This is a genomic window from Ruegeria sp. BHSA163, from assembly GCF_059613365.1.
This window is the reverse complement of record NZ_JBXWSJ010000008.1, coordinates 54370-68739: the sequence shown is the minus strand read 5'-3', so window position 1 is coordinate 68739 and position 14370 is coordinate 54370. Positions and strand designations below refer to the sequence as shown.

The window sequence follows — 14370 nt, the reverse complement described above, 5'->3', positions numbered from 1 at the left end:
CGTCAGCAGCCGTTGGACAGATTTGAGGATCTGAAAGGGAGGATTTCTGGTTCATTTTATCGATTAGGAGATCAAGATGACGAAGAAGCCAACTACGTCTAAAGGCGCCGCCGACAAAGTGGTTAAGAACATCTGCCACAAGACGCGCCAAACCTATTTATCAAAAGAGAAGATCCGTATTGTTCTGGCCGGTCATCGTGGGGAGGAATGCATTGCGGTTCTTTGCCGCCGTTAGCTGCGTTCTACTTCAGTGTTCGCACTGAGTATTTAATGCTTAAAACAATTTTCTCTGTGCCAAGTTACAAACTCAGTCCTTGGCTGGTTGGCGAGGCGGTCTGGCACCAAGATCTTGCCAGTCGAGTTGATCATCGACGTCACGGCTTCGATGTCGTTGCTCTGACGGGAAACCAGAATAGTCAGGTCGTCTGCTAACCCAACGAGGCCGCGATCAAACATCCAATGCGCCGTTCCGGACAGGGCGATCCCGTTGCTGACGATGTCGGGGCCGTCATGCTCTACAGGTCTGATATGGGCGGCTTCCACCTCGGCGCGGCCACCGCCATTGATTAGACGTAGACCGGTGATGGCGCAGCGCTCGCCGTAGGCGCGTAGGATGTTCTTTCTGAAATTGCGGTCGCGAACCGCGCGATTGGTCAGATGGTTGACGCGTTCCCGTGCGGGCATGTGTTGGAAAGGTGTTTGCGCGTCCTGAAAACCTGGCAGCTGCATCGAGTCACCAACGCGGGGCAGGATGTCCTCATCTCGCCCAAGTCCACAATCGACGATTCGAGCAAAGTCTTCAGCTGAAAGGGTTCTTACTGCAGCCTGCGCGCGTCCGGATATCTTGCCTTGATCGTTCAGCAATCCTCTTTCGATGATTGAATTCTCGTCTCGGAATGAAACAGGGTCGCCGAAATCAAGATACGTTCCTGGCTCGATCACCGCCAAGAACATGTCCTGGTTCCTAGGATCCGGAATGATCTCCTGGACCCTAGCGACAGCAAAGTACCCTTTGGTCTCTTTGACTTTGCTTGGCTCCAAGTAGACGATCCAATCCCCTTCGCAATGTTGGGCACGCGAGAGGTATTGCTTTGGAAACTGATACCGCTCCGAGGGAATGTCGTCGTAGATCGAGTCGCTGCGATGGATGAAGATACCGAAGGCCATCGGATCACCCGCGTTGGAGGCGTTCCAATTTTCGATCGGCCGCGTGTAGGGTCAACACTGCACCTGTCAAAAATGGAAGTGCTAAGCCTGCGGCGGCGATGGCGAAAATCATGATGGAGGCCGAAACTGAGTATTGGGCGGTCTGTTGTGCCAATAATAGTCGACCCAAGCCAATCAGGTAGAAGACGCTGGTTCCCAGGAAGATCAGGTAAAGCGGCCCAAAGGGTTCAATCACCTCACGGCGGGTGCGCTCCAAGACTGAGTGCCGCAACATGTTCCAGCGTTTACTTGCCTTGTTCACCAGATTACTCCCTTACCAACTCGATCCATGTGTGCACGTCATCATCCGTCACTTCACGGCCTTCGACATGCGATTGATACCAACGCGCGACGATGGCCCCGCGCTTCTCGCTTCTGATCTTTATGCCCTCGTCGGTGAGGTGCTTATCTAGTGAGCTTTCGATGTGTTTGAGGGCCTCGAAATCATGCCCAGCCCGAATGGATTTGGTGCCCAGTAGTAGCCACGGCACGTCCACCTCGAACCTTTCACCCATCGCGACCAGGGCTTCTACAGGCATACCGCGTTGGCCCTTTTCGTAGCTGTGATACGCGCGCGGTGAAACACCGATGGCTTCCGCCATGGCCGCTTGTGAAAAGCCGATTTCATTGCGGGCAATGGTGAGACGAGCACCCATTGCAGCAAAAAGATCAGCATGTTTCTGCGGCATCTGCATTTTCCAATTGACTGCTTCGCCGAAATTAGCGAACTTTGCAAAAAATGACGAACATTTACAGTTAATCACATCTGACCACGTCAGAAGGTGCAGAACAAGCGATTCCATGCGTGTCGCCGATTCAACTTAAGCGGACAAGGACGACTGAAATGGCAGAGACCAACTATTCAGACAGCTCTCAGATCCTGGGGCTTGGGAGAACACCCGCGCAGTGGGTCGAAGTTATGGCCGGGATGGGGATCGACATTTCAGAGCGCACCTTGCGCGAACGCGCCAATGAGACGGGCGCATTCTATCGCCTTGGGCGAACCATGCTGATCACGCCCGCGCAGATTGATACGATTTTTGAAGGAGGCCAGTCATGCCGCTCCAAATTTACAAGAGGGGCCGTGTCTACTGGGCCAAGGGGTGGATCGAATACAACGGCAGGCCAATCGCCGGCCCATACCGGCGAAGCACTAAGGCATCTACAGAAGAGGGCGCACGGGACTGGATAAACCATGAGACCGAACGTCAAATCCGTCGCTATGTTGTGGGAGACGAACCGAGCAAGACGTTCTCCGATGCCATTATGCTCTATAACGCGTCGCCCAAAGCGGCGAAGCAGTTGATCCCAATTGTCGAAGCAATCGGCGACCTGTCGCTAGGCGCGATTTCTGGTGCGCTATTGAAGAGCCTTGGACCAAAGCTGAAACCTAAAGCATCGACCGATACTTGGTGGCGCGAAATCGTGACGCCCGCGAGTGCGGTGATCAACAACGCGCACGAGCTGGAAGGCACGCCGCTCATCCGGGTAAAACCCTACGATAAGTTCGAGCGGATCGCTCAGGACAAGCGACGAGGAAAGCTGAGCCGCGTCGAGCGCACGCCAGCCGACAAGGAATGGATCGAAGCCTTTTGCCGTGTCGCTGATCCGTACAATGCTGCGCTGGTCCGCTTCATGTTTGAGACGGCGACACGGATCGATCAGGCCGTGTCACTGGAGCCCGATGACCTTCGACCGCACGAAAACAAAGTCCGAGTGAAGGCTCAGAAGGGACATCCGGAAAGTTGGATCACCGTCTCTCCTCAGATGATGGACGAGCTTCTCGCACTGCCGCCGAAGCGACCAAAGAACCGTAAGACTGGCAAACTGATGAAGGCGCGTGTTTTTGGTTATGGCAGCTCCACCGGTTACAACACGCGCTGGAAGACGATCTGCAAGCGCGCGGGCATCCCTTACCTTTCAGCCCACCCAGCAGGGCGGCACGGTTTCTTCACTGAGCTAGTCGTGCGCCAAGGTGTCGACCCGGTCACCGCAGCCAAGGCTGGTCGCTGGTCAGACCCCAATTTACCCATGCGCATCTATGCCCACGCAGAGACCGATGAGGCCGACATCAGAGCCCGTTTTCGTACAAACGACGTACAGGATGACGCTGTACAAACACCCAAGAGCAAGAAATCACAAAAGGAATAGCGCTATGAACGCATCCCTCCTAAGGGGCAGGTTGCAGGTTCGAATCCTGCCGGGGTCGCCATTTTGAAAACTGCATGATTTTTTCTCCTATCTTACAGTGTGTTATGTGGCTGTGTCCCATTTTAGAGTAGGTGTGTCCCATTTCAGGCTACCTCTACCAGTAATTTCACTAAGCGTTCACGATCCGCTGCCCGGGTATAGCGTTCGACTTCCGACAAGGTGTTGTGTCCAGCTAACGAAGCGATTTGACGTGACGAAATACCTTTCTCTGCCCAGTAAACGCATAACGCTTTGCGCAAGCCATGAAGGCGGGAAGTGATTCCAGCCGCGCGAGCGGCATCTCCAAACGCGTTTCCCAGACTGATGGCTTTGAAAGGTTTTCCCCGGTCAGTCAGAATGAATGTTGGCGCTATTTCAGGTGTCCTATCGATCACCGTCCGTAACTCAGCAGTTAGCGGAACTATGGCGGTGGTGCCGGTTTTCAGTCGCTTATAAACCAACAGATCACCCGAGATATTCTTGCGACCCAAATTAGCTAAATCAGACCGTGCCGCACCGGTGTAGAGCGCCAGATCGAATATGAGCCTTGCACGGGTGCCTATCGGCCAACGTGCCTGGAATGCGGCGATATCTTCGGCGTCGGCAACCTCAAACCCCTTGATTTTGGGTTTATCCAATTCGATCCCAACCATTGGGTTTTTTCGGACGAAGCCCAAGCGGCGTAGATGCTCGAAAACAGGTTTGAGGGCCTTGTATTCATTGACTGCGCCATGCCCCCCTTTGGCATAAAGTGCGCGCTCAATGTCCTTGGCTTTGATCGTGCTAATGGGGCGTGCGCCTTGAGCCTTTCGATAGCGTGCAAAAATAGCAGCGCGAGCCGCACGAGTACCCTCGGCGTAATTCGCCCAATCGGAATTTCCGGAAGTATAGAGGTCCAAGGCCCAAGCAACTGTACCCGCTTTTGGCGTTTCCGTGTCGGGTGGCATTTCTTGCCAGCGCGCATGTTCAGCAGCCCAGGCGGCCAATACCTTGGGGTCTAAAGGGTGAAGGCCGTGCACACCGAGAGAGTGTTCAATATTCCCGCGGCGGTAGGTGTGGAACCACCGGCCACGGCGCAATTTAGAGCGGAGATAGGGCAACTTCTTCATGGTGCATCACCCGAGAATGATTTGCCTTCCCATTCATCCTTTATGTGGTTGCTGTCTGGATAGTCGAAAACTACGCCGTCTGGACCCACTCCTTTGATCCGCGCACCAGGGCATAAATCACGGGTGACCTTGAGGGCCTCCTCAATCTGCCGTTTGGTGGGCATGGAGGGGGAGCGCGGGCTAGGCATTGTCACTCCGTCGTCCGAACTTTTCCTCCCATTCAAGCTGCTCGCCGACCTGCTCGCGCAGTTCAGATACATCGATCACAATTCGTACCGCGGATGACATTGTCATATGCGGCATTGGGCTGTCTTGCTCTACTGTCCATTCGCCAAATGCGTCGCGCCGACAAACAACACGATCCACGTTTTGCTGCCCTGCAAAGACCCGATATGCAGAACAAGCAATTTGCCCTGCCTGGTCAGGTGCGACGGACAGTGACAGCAAGTAGCCAAAAACAGTTAGAGCTACAGTTTGATCAAGGTCGAAGATGCGGGCGGACCCTGGGCGGGTTTCAGGGGCGCAAGGAAAATGTCCAACGTGGACCATTTCATTGAAACGTGCTGGATCGATTTCGGCGATTTCGCAGGCTTTCTTGGTTCGGACGCCCAGGCGCATAATAAAAACCTCTTGCTTTCACCAACAGCTTATCAAAACCTATTGCCTATAGCAATCAGTTTTTCGCAGTACTTTGAGTCCTACCCAGTCAATCATCTCCGCCTGGCTAATTGGCTGGTGGTCTTGCCAGCCCTATGCATTGGCAGGGCGCAACTGTTCGCGTCACATGCAAGAAGGGAACAGTCCATGTTGCTCTTACTCCGCTGGTAGTTATTGTTGTGTATGGCCACCTTTACCCAATTTGTTAAGAGCATCAGAGAAGTCGGAAATGACGGCAAAGTCTTTGAAGTTTTCTGCAGGTGGTTCCTCAAGAACGACCCAAAGTGGTCCACCCAGGTCCAGAAGGTTTGGCTCTGGGATGACTACCCAGACAAGTGGGGGCCGGACTGCGGGGTAGACCTCGTGTTTCAGCGCAAGGACGGGAGCCATTGGGCCGTTCAAGCCAAGTGCTACGATGCGAACTACTACGTGACCAAGGCTGACATCGACAAGTTCCTCAGCGAGACGAACCGCGCCGGAATACACGGGCGGCTGCTTATGGCCACCACAGACATGCTTGGTGGTAACGCTACACGGAATTGCTTGTGACAGTCGTAGCCTGGGTCTATCAACGTTCGTCTATGCCCCCCAGTGCAGTAGAGGCCGAATGGAAGGAAGCCTGCAAATTTAGATAGTCGGCCGATTAAGATCAAGCAGCTGTGATCCATGGCGACAAATGAGACCTGCACAAGTCTCGCAGATTAACGCCAGGGGCGCTTGAAACATAGTATTCAGCCGAGTTTAGCTAACTGATCCTTCGGTGAACTTAAGTGCACTGCAATCATGACGATTTCGCACTCACCTTCTCGATCAGGTCCTGCATGTTTAGAATTAGTGAAGGCCGCTGAGTGTTCGTAGAGCAATTTGTCATTGGTGGCCCGGCCGTCCATCCAATTCCGGTTCCGCTGGTAACGGATGTGCTGGCGCTTCCACTCCGTGCTTCTCTATCTTCAGCGCGTGAATTTGAGTTCACCTCACATAATTTCGGCGAGCACACATCGAATTCAGTGAGCTCGAGTGCAACTGTTGCATTATCAAACCTCAGCGATACGGTAGTTTGGCGATTGAATATCGCTTATCAATATCGAGTGAACGCAAGTTCACAAAATTTCTGACTGCCGGGGTTTAGTATAACCCTTTGACCAAAATCAGCCGGTAAACTTGAGTTCACTCAAGTTGTCTTATGAATGCGCTCGGCAAGAACGTCAGCTTTGGGTTTTCGGCGTTTCAGGTTACCCTCGAATTCAAACTTGCGACGGAGGGTTTTCTGATGAATGCGTATTCGATCCAAGAGTATGTCCGGAACATTCGGGCCGTGGTAGCGGAGGAAGCGGATGTCAATGTGATAACGGAGAGGATCAAGCCACTTGCGCTTAGGCTTGCTTCCGATCCGAGCTGGTTCGACGACAAGTACCGGTATACTGATCCACAGCAGGGCGTCGGGCTGCATCTATTGCACGAGGAGGAGAACCACGATCTGGCTGTCTTCGCGATAGCCTGGGCTCCAGGTAAAGGCGTTGCAGCACATAACCACAAGACGTGGGCTGTTGTTTCAGGGATCGAAGGTCAAGAACACGAAACGAATTACAAGCGGCTGGACGACGGGTCACAACCGGGGTTTGCAGATTTGGTAGCGACCAAAGAAGAGACGCTTTATCCGGGGACAGCGGTTTGTTGTTTGCCAGAAGATATTCATAGTGTGATCAACAACGGCGATAAAGTAGCCGTTTCGCTGCACACCTATGGGCGACATCTCAACCATACGGGACGTTCGACTTTCGACGTAACAGCAAAAACCGAAACGCCCTTGATACTAAAGATTGAAAAATAGGGCTCAAACAATCTCAACGCAGAACCGCAACAAGACAGACCTCCGCGAACGTCGGCTTTGACCGCAGAGCAGACCTAGGTGCTTCCTAAGGCTGTTTCCGCCATGCGCAAAAATAGTCCTAGAGACAGCTAACCGACTTTTAACGGAGATTGGTGCCATAATCAGACCGCATTCAAATCGTAGTTGAGTTGTCGAGTTTGGATTGAATGGGAAATTGCGACGTGGAGAGAAGTTATTGCCGCGTAAAGGAGAACGCTGATGAGTTTCACAGAAGCTGAAAGAAAGAAGTGGTTGGAGGAAAAGCGCGCCCGTGAAGGACGCTCTTCGTCGAGCTCCTCTGAACAACCGCAGACTACCGGAAACGTGACCGAATACGCGGTATGTTTACATTGCAATAATCCATTCCTTAGGTCTGAGGGGACAGTGACGCCAGACGCAGCGATTTGTGACGTTTGCAACTATTAAGTTCTGCTCCGTGACCGTCGCGTACAGTCGGCTACGCCTATCGTAGTCTTAGAATATAAGTATGTTTCTTTGTGGAACCCTGATGAAAATTTTAGAAGAGCTGTTGGACAGAATAAATGAACTTAAGTTCACCGACTGGACATTCTGGCAGAAGAAAGAAAGCGGACTTTCGTATCGCCTGGAATGAACGACTGCTATGCGGACAAACCAGTCGTTCGCGATGTGCACTTCCCAACAATGAAGTTTAGTTGTTTGCCGGAGACGCTATCGCGATTTGGGCTATTTGTCGGTAGCGGAAGTCAGATGATTAACTACGTACTCCGCGTCCTCGCCAACGCCATAAAAAAGGCCCGATCCTTGTGTGTGCATCCAATGTAGTCCGCAGAAGTACAGGCCGGCTATATTCGTAACGCCTCGCTCATGGAGCGGGTAACCGCTGCCATCGAAGATTGGCAAGTCGATCCATCCAAAATCTCGGTGAAACCCCGTAGCGTAAATGACTGTCGAGACATTCGCCGCGGCCAAGTCGAAGAACGGCGGTTCGGGGTTCGGCTGCCAATTAACCGGGACTACAACCTCGTCGGGGTCATACAGCCCATTCTCTGCAATGAATTTGTCGATGCTTTCCATCTCCGCATTGCATACCTCGTCTACCGCTTTGAGTGTCTCTTCAAGTCCGCCCGCCAGCATTAGGCACCCGTTTTGAACACCTTCAACCCTACTGTGCAACTTGACCCCGTCCAGAGCCATCTGACGCAGATCAATCGTACGTCCACCATCTCGTCCAGAGAGATGTGGATGAGCCTTAAACCGGATAGCCGTCCCTTTGGGATGCTCTTTCACCGCCATACTCATGTACCCAGTCGCCAAGTCCCATTCAAAAATGTCGCGACCTCTATAGCGGCGTGGGATGCGGCCAGCGCTTCCAACGGCAAGGTAGACGTCTCGACCTGATAAATGCAGGTCCTCGGCAACCTGACACCCTGATTGGCCACTGCCGACGATGAATACCGAACCATCCGCCAAGCTCGCAGAGTTGCGATAATCACTTGTATGTATGCCCCTAATTCCTCGAGGTAAATCGTGATGCCAACCTGGGATGTTCGGGTGTTGATGAGTGCCAACGGTGACAACTATGTTCTGCGCTCCGATTACGCCGTCCGACGTTGACAATTTGAACCGACTTGGCCCCGAGCCGGCTTCGACCCTAGTTACCTCAACGCCAGCTCTGTAGGGCGGATGAAAACTTCTCGCATATTCTTCGATGTAGTTCACGATCTCATCGCGGAGCATGAAACCATCAGGATCGTCGCCCTTGTAATGGAAACCCGGAAGTCGGCAGAGTTTGTTAGGCGACACAAGACAGAAGCTATCCCAGCGGTTACGCCAAGTATCGCCAATTTGCCCTCGGTCTAAAACAACGTGATCACGTCCAGCCTGCTTTAAATGCCAGCTGACGGAAAGACCGGCTTGCCCTCCGCCCACAACCACTGTGTCAATCAAGGTACGCATAACAGCTAACCTTTTTATAAATTTTATCTCTTACAGCTTGACGCTTCAACTTACTGATATCGGCATGGGGCTTGACGCGGTCACTCGGTGCAGGTCGCTTGAGCGGCAGCATTGCAGACGTAGAGACATCAAGGTTGTCGGGTTGCCGCCCCAGCATTGACTAAAGCAGCCATCCCCCCGTCGACAAATCGGACGTGTTTGAAACCCATTGAAGTTAAGACGTTCGCTGCAGCGGCACCTCGATAGCTTGGAGCCCCTCCGCACGTTGTAAAGATTGTCTTGGTCCGGTCCTGCAATTCCGGACTCCGATACTCGCTCTCCAGGTCTGCCATCCAGGCAATTGCGCGGCCGGGTGCGGCAATGGAATTTGGATAGACACCGGTGGATTCCATTTCCGCGGTATCCCTCACGTCTACCAAGAGTGCGTTTTGGTCACTCTTCAATGTTGCGAGTGCATCCTCCGCGGAAATGCCTTCTGCGGCCGAGATCTCCTTTTCTTCCATCTGCGCAAACGTGCGCGCCATATCGACCTCCCTTTGGCTGGGTGGGTGCAAGTTTCTAAACACTCACGGGTCTGATCAAAGTCGCCAGATATTCCCTTGTCTCACCATCCCATTGAGCGGGATTCTCGTCATGTGCAACTTGCGCATGAAGTTCCATGAGTTTCTAAACTTCGTCCTTGGTCTCGGCGACTACGCTTGCGGGACACGCCTCCATGCCCTCGCAATCCCTACAAGCATATGAAAATGCGTTCGCCATTACTTCCCTCCCCAAAGTTCTAACCGAGGATAGCAGATTTGGCGTAATTCACCGAATCCGACCTGGAGAGTGACTATTTGTAAACTTCGGTTTCCACTATGAAAGGCTGTTTTGGGCTCGTCGCGGTCATTCGGCAAAATTGCGTGAACGTCTGCCTTGCGGACAAAGCAGCCGTTGGCTGCTATGCGGTGCTGGTAGTCAGCAGATCAAAACACCCTGAGTCAACCTTGTGGCTCTGCACTGGCGTCATCTTGCTTGAGAACACCACAGTCAGCAGGAGCCCAAAAGGGTTTTGTCGCCTCGGCAAGGACTGCGCGAATGGCGGGCTCAAACCGATCCCCGTAAATTTCCAGTTCGACGACGCGTTCCGCTACATCAGGAGGAAGTAAGGAAAGATCGTAGAACTCGTCAGCCTGTGCACCTTCTTGAAAAGCTACTGTTGCGAGGATGGCGCAAAAAGTAATTGCCTTGGACATAGTATTCTCCTTAAAATTTTGTGTGGCCCGGTACCGTTTGCTAGGTCGCAGAGCGAATGCCGATAGGAAACCTGTCCCAGGTCACGAAAGTCACGAAAGCCGGCACGAAATTTGGCGAAAACTGAAAATATCCTTCTGTTAGGATCTATTAGATTCGACGTAGAAACCGGGGTCCTAATGTCCGACGGCGGTTTGAACGTGACACTCCGCCCCCAAACGGCACGTGTCCTGAAAAGATTAGCCGCCAATCCAGGTCAGCTCGTTACAAAAAACGATCTACTGAACTCAGTCTGGACAGACACCCACGTAACAGACGATAGCCTCGTGCAATGCATTTCGGAAATTCGTCGGGCGCTCGGCCCATCGAATAGCAAACTGTTGGTGACCGTCCCAAAACATGGCTACAAACTCATGGCTTCCCCGGGGCACAATTTCGAAGCGGAGGTAAAATCCGGGTTGTCTGCGAGGCAAAATCAAAAACGCCTGAGAAACGCTTTTTTTGTGGCGACTGCCGCGGTGGTTCTCTTGGTTGCAGGAACAATCTTGTACTTGCGACCTTTGGATACGACGCTGGACGGCCCAGTGACTTTAGCGGTACTCCCATTCGCCAATCTGAGCGAAAACACTGGACAAGAATATTTGTCCGTCGGTCTGGCTGAGGACTTGCTGACTGATCTTTCTCACAATAACGAACTGACAGTACTGTCTCGCAGCGCCACTTTCAGTTATCGACAATTCGATGACGCCGCGGAAAAGATACGTGAAGAGCTTGGTGCATCTCACATTATCGATGGAAGCGTCCAACGGGACCGCGAACGCATTAGAATAAGTGTACAGCTTGTCGACACCAGCACCGGTGCTACCGTTTGGGCAGAGCGTTTCGATCGAGAAATTGGCGAACTTTTTGACCTGCAAGATGACCTGAGGGAGCGAATTCTCGGCGAGCTGTTGGCCGAATTCGGCCTAAATGAAGCATACGCAGCCCGTCCCGCTGATGTTCGCGCGTATGAAATGCTCTTGCAGGGGCGTTATTTCGAGGCAAGTCTGACGCACTCAGGGGTTGTTGAGGCGATCGAGTTGTACAAACGCGCGATCGATATTGATCCATCCTATGGTGATGCGTACGCGCGTCTCGCCAACATGTATGATTTCATGTCACGGTATGGATGGAGTGCCTCTGCCGAAGGAGATCGAGCACTTGCTCTCGAAATGGCGGAGCGCGCCACGCGGCTTGATCCGGAAAACCCCTTTGCGCACTGGTCGCTTGCCCGAATTTTGTCCCGCGTAGATGGCAGCAACGAAAGTGCGGCACGCGCAATTAATCATCTTGAGCACGCGATCACACTCGAGCCGGATTACCCTGACGCTTATGCTTTCTTAGCACTTTTGAAAATTGGAAACGGTGAATACGACGCTTCGCGCAATTCGATCGAAAAAGCCTTCGGTTTGAACCAGAAGCCACCTTCCTGGTATATCCGCAACCGCGGAATCATTTCGTATTTTGAAGGAAATTACGATGCAGCAATTGTCGATTTTACAATGTCCGCCGAAATGAATCCGACTGCGCATTTTTCCAGAATTTGGCTGGCAGCTGCACTTGCTCGGGCCGGACAAACCGAGGACGCGGAATGGGAACTGGAGGAGGCTTTGGCCCTCGGTGCACCGGATACGGTAGATGCAATCTTGCGTTCAAACGAGTTGATCCGCGACCCCTCACTTCGCTCAGAATATTCCGAGGGTCTCCGAGCCGCCGGCGTGCCGGATTGACAAAATTTAAGTGTAAAGTTCTGGCGGAAAAGCTACCGCGGATGGCTCGGCTCCTGATCGAAATTTGGTCTGCGCCGCATTCTGCACGGCGTTTTTGCGTTTCGTACTCACTGCGGACGGCATCAATCCACTAGAACGTCGCCTTTGGCCTTAAAGCCGTCGTTAGCTGCAACGCCGCACAAAAATGTTGGATCAGCGCCTGCTTTGAGATCGCAGCGGACATTCGCTGCACCTTGCTTGAACTTCCACTTTGCGGACGGATCGGCCGTTTGCCGCATTTCATCTTCATCCCATCTTTCCGACCAAACATTGATAGGGGGCTGTATTCGATTAGATAAGCGGAAACCTAACCCCTGCTCTTGGGGAACCCCATTGCTCTACAAACGTCTTTGGCATGATGTTGAAAGTCAGCTTCAATCCCTTCTGAAGAAATTTTCTTAGCACAAAGGGCTATGTCTACACTCAATCCGTGCGCCATGGTTTATCCTCGAGCTAAGCGATTAGTAAATTGGCTTATTCGAAAATGGGCGCTGAACTTTCTGTTTGAGTTGGCTTCAGATTAACTTTTGTTAACCGTCGCAATTCAAAGTGCGCCGGGTATCCGATACCTCTCAACCAAAAGACCGGCTTTCGAAGATGAGCAAAAGACTTGTGATTTCGTGTCAACCGAAACGCCTTGAGAGCAAGTGACTTCTCTTGGTCATTCGTAGCTGGTAGCTTTCAGGCATGATTAAGAAATATAGCGGTTCCTTTGGACCCATTGGAAACGAAAACCCAGTGCGCGTCTCATTCAGTATTGAATGGCGTTGCCCAATTTGTGGTTCAGAGAACGTCGACATCTCGGGCCAGTCTTTCTCCAATGTCTGCGATGGCGGACCAAGTACGTTCGATGAGTTGTCCGATTGGCAATGCGGTGATTGCGGACACACTGCTAACGGGCTGGAAACGCTTGAAAACCCTTTCAATCATCGAGTTTTCGACTTTGAGGAACACGAGGAAACTGACTTCGACACAAGCCAGAGGAAATAGTTCAGAAGCTGCGGCAAGTTGATGTGCTTGTCGGCCAGGGAATGATGCGTGCAGATGCGATCCGCGAGGTTCGCATAACGGAACAAACCTATTACCGGTGGCGCAAGCAATATGGTGGGATGGGAACCGATCAACTAAAGGAACTCAAGCGTTTGCAGAAGGAGAATGAGCGTCTGCGGAAGGCCGTTTCTGACCTAACACTCGACAAGCTCATCCCGGCCTGTCCGCTAATGAGACCAAGGTGCACGCGTAACCCCAAAATGGCCACGGCCTGCGTACCGATCAAAAGATCGGATACGTATCAGCGACTTCCGAGAACACGCAAAATCTCACTTGTGAACAGCAGCCGGTTCATACATTTGAGCTCGACGCGGTCATTCACTCAATCGCGACGAATGACCATTGTGCGGACTTCGCTGTCACTCCAAGAATGTTTGCAGGCGGAAGCTTCGTCTTCGTGCATTTTGTCGAATCAGTTCTACTTACACCGGTCTCAAGTCCATTTTTTGTCACCCAGCATTGCGCAATGCGAGCTCTCTGCCGCGTTGAGCGAAGCCCTTTAAAACCAGGTTTTCTCCGATAGTTCTATGGAAGCACTTGCCGGGAGGTCGCGTTGAGGTCAGGTTTGCAAATGTCGTGATCGCACTCTGGGACACGGTAAACAGCCGGTAGATCAATGGCAAAAACATGATACGAATGATTGAAATCATTGACGAGGATCTCACGGGACACGTCGTCAACGTCCGGCACATTGTCGCCATCAGCGGTAATAATTCGGGAGTCCGGGTGATCCTTCTTTCCACGGGCCGAGAAATCCGGCTGCATGAAAGCGAGGATATCGAGACACTCCTGGAAAGAATACACGATACTGAAGTATACGGCACGCATGAATAGGACGTAGCTTCGGTGCAGTTGCGCTTTCGGAATAAAATCCTGCGCGAGGCGCGGCGCAACTATCCACTAAATTCGGAAGCGCAGAAGATTGAAATTTCAATTGTGGATGCGTCCGAGTGGCAGGCCGCGCTTGCAAAGGAACCGGCCGTGACGCTATCGAGTTATGGCGTGCCCAAGTTGATCTTTCAGTCTCCGCCACTAGAATTGAGTGCTGCCGAAACTCTGGCCAGGCGACAGGTGGAAACAAGTTGAGACCTTACCGTTTTTACCGGATCCGCGCATTTGCGGTTCCATGAGGCAGTTTTCGGCGGCATGTCGCGATAATGCCGACTATGTTGCACGCGTCGCTTTTCATATCGCACTGTTGGCTCGCGAACAGGACTGGAATGTTCTGACAAGCAAACCGCTCGTAATCAATGGAAACAAAGCCCTTGATGGAAATCAACGTCCGCCTGTTTACAAATGATAAGATAGA

The 14370-nt window shown here is 52.3% G+C and carries 18 protein-coding genes and 1 pseudogene; 8 read left to right on the top strand and 11 right to left on the bottom strand.

Going from position 1 to position 14370, the window contains the following annotated elements:
• Positions 1–76: 76 nt before the first annotated feature.
• Positions 77–235 carry a hypothetical protein gene (locus tag AC2FNV_RS06060; protein WP_496772694.1) on the top strand — a complete coding sequence of 53 codons (159 nt, stop codon included), beginning with the start codon at positions 77–79 and terminating at the stop codon, positions 233–235.
• A gap of 32 nt (positions 236–267) precedes the next feature.
• On the opposite strand, the gene AC2FNV_RS06055 is transcribed toward AC2FNV_RS06060, so the two are convergent.
• Genes AC2FNV_RS06055 through AC2FNV_RS06045 form a run of 3 tightly spaced genes read right to left on the bottom strand, consistent with a single transcriptional unit; the run spans position 268 to position 2009 of the window.
• Positions 268–1167, bottom strand: coding sequence for an HNH endonuclease (locus tag AC2FNV_RS06055; RefSeq protein ID WP_496772692.1), 900 nt, complete (start codon positions 1165–1167; stop codon positions 268–270).
• Positions 1168–1171: 4 nt separating this feature from the next.
• The gene (locus AC2FNV_RS06050; protein WP_496772690.1) at positions 1172–1468 is read right to left on the bottom strand and encodes a hypothetical protein; all 297 of its coding nucleotides are present in this window, start codon (positions 1466–1468) and stop codon (positions 1172–1174) included.
• A 4-nt stretch (positions 1469–1472) separates the two neighbouring features.
• The gene (locus AC2FNV_RS06045) at positions 1473–2009 is read right to left on the bottom strand and encodes a helix-turn-helix domain-containing protein (protein ID WP_496772688.1); all 537 of its coding nucleotides are present in this window, start codon (positions 2007–2009) and stop codon (positions 1473–1475) included.
• Between the two features lie 253 nt (positions 2010–2262).
• Here AC2FNV_RS06045 and AC2FNV_RS06040 point away from each other — a divergent pair, with 253 nt between their 5' ends.
• Positions 2263–3357: a tyrosine-type recombinase/integrase gene (locus AC2FNV_RS06040; RefSeq protein ID WP_496772686.1), complete on the top strand. Its 1095-nt coding sequence runs from the start codon at positions 2263–2265 to the stop codon at positions 3355–3357.
• A 143-nt stretch (positions 3358–3500) separates the two neighbouring features.
• Here AC2FNV_RS06040 and AC2FNV_RS06035 read toward each other — a convergent pair whose 3' ends face one another.
• Genes AC2FNV_RS06035 through AC2FNV_RS06025 form a run of 3 tightly spaced genes read right to left on the bottom strand, consistent with a single transcriptional unit; the run spans position 3501 to position 5123 of the window.
• Positions 3501–4505, bottom strand: coding sequence for a tyrosine-type recombinase/integrase (locus AC2FNV_RS06035; protein WP_170606395.1), 1005 nt, complete (start codon positions 4503–4505; stop codon positions 3501–3503).
• Positions 4502–4693, bottom strand: coding sequence for a hypothetical protein (locus AC2FNV_RS06030; RefSeq protein WP_170610786.1), 192 nt, complete (start codon positions 4691–4693; stop codon positions 4502–4504). The genes AC2FNV_RS06035 and AC2FNV_RS06030 overlap by 4 nt, the downstream gene beginning before the upstream one ends.
• A complete protein-coding gene (locus AC2FNV_RS06025) occupies positions 4686–5123 on the bottom strand; it encodes a hypothetical protein (protein ID WP_170606391.1) in 438 nt (145 codons plus the stop codon). The genes AC2FNV_RS06030 and AC2FNV_RS06025 overlap by 8 nt, the downstream gene beginning before the upstream one ends.
• Before the next feature lie 222 nt (positions 5124–5345).
• On the opposite strand from AC2FNV_RS06025, the gene AC2FNV_RS06020 reads away from it, so the two are divergent.
• Positions 5346–5711: a restriction endonuclease gene (locus AC2FNV_RS06020; RefSeq protein WP_170606389.1), complete on the top strand. Its 366-nt coding sequence runs from the start codon at positions 5346–5348 to the stop codon at positions 5709–5711.
• Between the two features lie 721 nt (positions 5712–6432).
• Positions 6433–6993 (top strand): cysteine dioxygenase family protein, encoded by a 561-nt coding sequence (locus AC2FNV_RS06015; protein WP_170606618.1) that lies wholly within the window; start codon positions 6433–6435, stop codon positions 6991–6993.
• Between the two features lie 744 nt (positions 6994–7737).
• Here the strand turns inward: AC2FNV_RS06015 and AC2FNV_RS06010 are convergent.
• From AC2FNV_RS06010 to AC2FNV_RS06000, 3 genes are all read right to left on the bottom strand, one after another.
• Positions 7738–8970 carry a flavin-containing monooxygenase gene (locus AC2FNV_RS06010; RefSeq protein WP_170606387.1) on the bottom strand — a complete coding sequence of 411 codons (1233 nt, stop codon included), beginning with the start codon at positions 8968–8970 and terminating at the stop codon, positions 7738–7740.
• Between the two features lie 128 nt (positions 8971–9098).
• A complete protein-coding gene (locus AC2FNV_RS06005) occupies positions 9099–9494 on the bottom strand; it encodes a rhodanese-like domain-containing protein (protein WP_170606385.1) in 396 nt (131 codons plus the stop codon).
• Between the two features lie 456 nt (positions 9495–9950).
• The gene (locus tag AC2FNV_RS06000; protein WP_170606383.1) at positions 9951–10205 is read right to left on the bottom strand and encodes a hypothetical protein; all 255 of its coding nucleotides are present in this window, start codon (positions 10203–10205) and stop codon (positions 9951–9953) included.
• Positions 10206–10382: 177 nt separating this feature from the next.
• Between AC2FNV_RS06000 and AC2FNV_RS05995 the strand changes: the two genes are divergently transcribed.
• Positions 10383–11972 carry a winged helix-turn-helix domain-containing tetratricopeptide repeat protein gene (locus AC2FNV_RS05995; RefSeq protein ID WP_170606381.1) on the top strand — a complete coding sequence of 530 codons (1590 nt, stop codon included), beginning with the start codon at positions 10383–10385 and terminating at the stop codon, positions 11970–11972.
• Between the two features lie 122 nt (positions 11973–12094).
• Here the strand turns inward: AC2FNV_RS05995 and AC2FNV_RS05990 are convergent, their stop codons facing one another.
• Entirely contained in the window at positions 12095–12250 is a 156-nt protein-coding gene (locus AC2FNV_RS05990) for a hypothetical protein (RefSeq protein WP_170606379.1), read from the bottom strand.
• A 448-nt stretch (positions 12251–12698) separates the two neighbouring features.
• Between AC2FNV_RS05990 and AC2FNV_RS05985 the strand changes: the two genes are divergently transcribed.
• Positions 12699–13001 carry a hypothetical protein gene (locus AC2FNV_RS05985; protein ID WP_170606377.1) on the top strand — a complete coding sequence of 101 codons (303 nt, stop codon included), beginning with the start codon at positions 12699–12701 and terminating at the stop codon, positions 12999–13001.
• Positions 12998–13216, top strand: a pseudogene (locus AC2FNV_RS05980) (transposase); the annotation flags it as partial. The gene AC2FNV_RS05985 and the pseudogene AC2FNV_RS05980, both read left to right, overlap by 4 nt.
• A gap of 370 nt (positions 13217–13586) precedes the next feature.
• Here the strand turns inward: AC2FNV_RS05980 and AC2FNV_RS05975 are convergent.
• Positions 13587–13889 carry a hypothetical protein gene (locus AC2FNV_RS05975; RefSeq protein ID WP_170606375.1) on the bottom strand — a complete coding sequence of 101 codons (303 nt, stop codon included), beginning with the start codon at positions 13887–13889 and terminating at the stop codon, positions 13587–13589.
• Positions 13890–13907: 18 nt separating this feature from the next.
• Between AC2FNV_RS05975 and AC2FNV_RS05970 the strand changes: the two genes are divergently transcribed.
• Complete coding sequence (locus AC2FNV_RS05970; RefSeq protein WP_170606373.1) at positions 13908–14147, top strand: hypothetical protein; 240 nt, start codon at positions 13908–13910, stop codon at positions 14145–14147.
• Positions 14148–14370 lie beyond the last annotated feature (223 nt).

Coding starts and splice junctions, on each gene's coding strand:
- AC2FNV_RS05995 (WP_170606381.1), top strand. CDS start 10,383: ATGTCCGACGGCGGTTTGAACGTGACACTCCGCCCCCAAACGGCACGT.
- AC2FNV_RS06005 (WP_170606385.1), bottom strand. CDS start 9,494: ATGGCGCGCACGTTTGCGCAGATGGAAGAAAAGGAGATCTCGGCCGCA.
- AC2FNV_RS06060 (WP_496772694.1), top strand. CDS start 77: ATGACGAAGAAGCCAACTACGTCTAAAGGCGCCGCCGACAAAGTGGTT.
- AC2FNV_RS06000 (WP_170606383.1), bottom strand. CDS start 10,205: ATGTCCAAGGCAATTACTTTTTGCGCCATCCTCGCAACAGTAGCTTTT.
- AC2FNV_RS06035 (WP_170606395.1), bottom strand. CDS start 4,505: ATGAAGAAGTTGCCCTATCTCCGCTCTAAATTGCGCCGTGGCCGGTGG.
- AC2FNV_RS05985 (WP_170606377.1), top strand. CDS start 12,699: ATGATTAAGAAATATAGCGGTTCCTTTGGACCCATTGGAAACGAAAAC.
- AC2FNV_RS06010 (WP_170606387.1), bottom strand. CDS start 8,970: ATGCGTACCTTGATTGACACAGTGGTTGTGGGCGGAGGGCAAGCCGGT.
- AC2FNV_RS06020 (WP_170606389.1), top strand. CDS start 5,346: ATGGCCACCTTTACCCAATTTGTTAAGAGCATCAGAGAAGTCGGAAAT.
- AC2FNV_RS06025 (WP_170606391.1), bottom strand. CDS start 5,123: ATGCGCCTGGGCGTCCGAACCAAGAAAGCCTGCGAAATCGCCGAAATC.
- AC2FNV_RS06015 (WP_170606618.1), top strand. CDS start 6,433: ATGAATGCGTATTCGATCCAAGAGTATGTCCGGAACATTCGGGCCGTG.
- AC2FNV_RS06040 (WP_496772686.1), top strand. CDS start 2,263: ATGCCGCTCCAAATTTACAAGAGGGGCCGTGTCTACTGGGCCAAGGGG.
- AC2FNV_RS05990 (WP_170606379.1), bottom strand. CDS start 12,250: ATGCGGCAAACGGCCGATCCGTCCGCAAAGTGGAAGTTCAAGCAAGGT.
- AC2FNV_RS06055 (WP_496772692.1), bottom strand. CDS start 1,167: ATGGCCTTCGGTATCTTCATCCATCGCAGCGACTCGATCTACGACGAC.
- AC2FNV_RS06030 (WP_170610786.1), bottom strand. CDS start 4,693: ATGCCTAGCCCGCGCTCCCCCTCCATGCCCACCAAACGGCAGATTGAG.
- AC2FNV_RS05975 (WP_170606375.1), bottom strand. CDS start 13,889: ATGCGTGCCGTATACTTCAGTATCGTGTATTCTTTCCAGGAGTGTCTC.
- AC2FNV_RS06045 (WP_496772688.1), bottom strand. CDS start 2,009: ATGGAATCGCTTGTTCTGCACCTTCTGACGTGGTCAGATGTGATTAAC.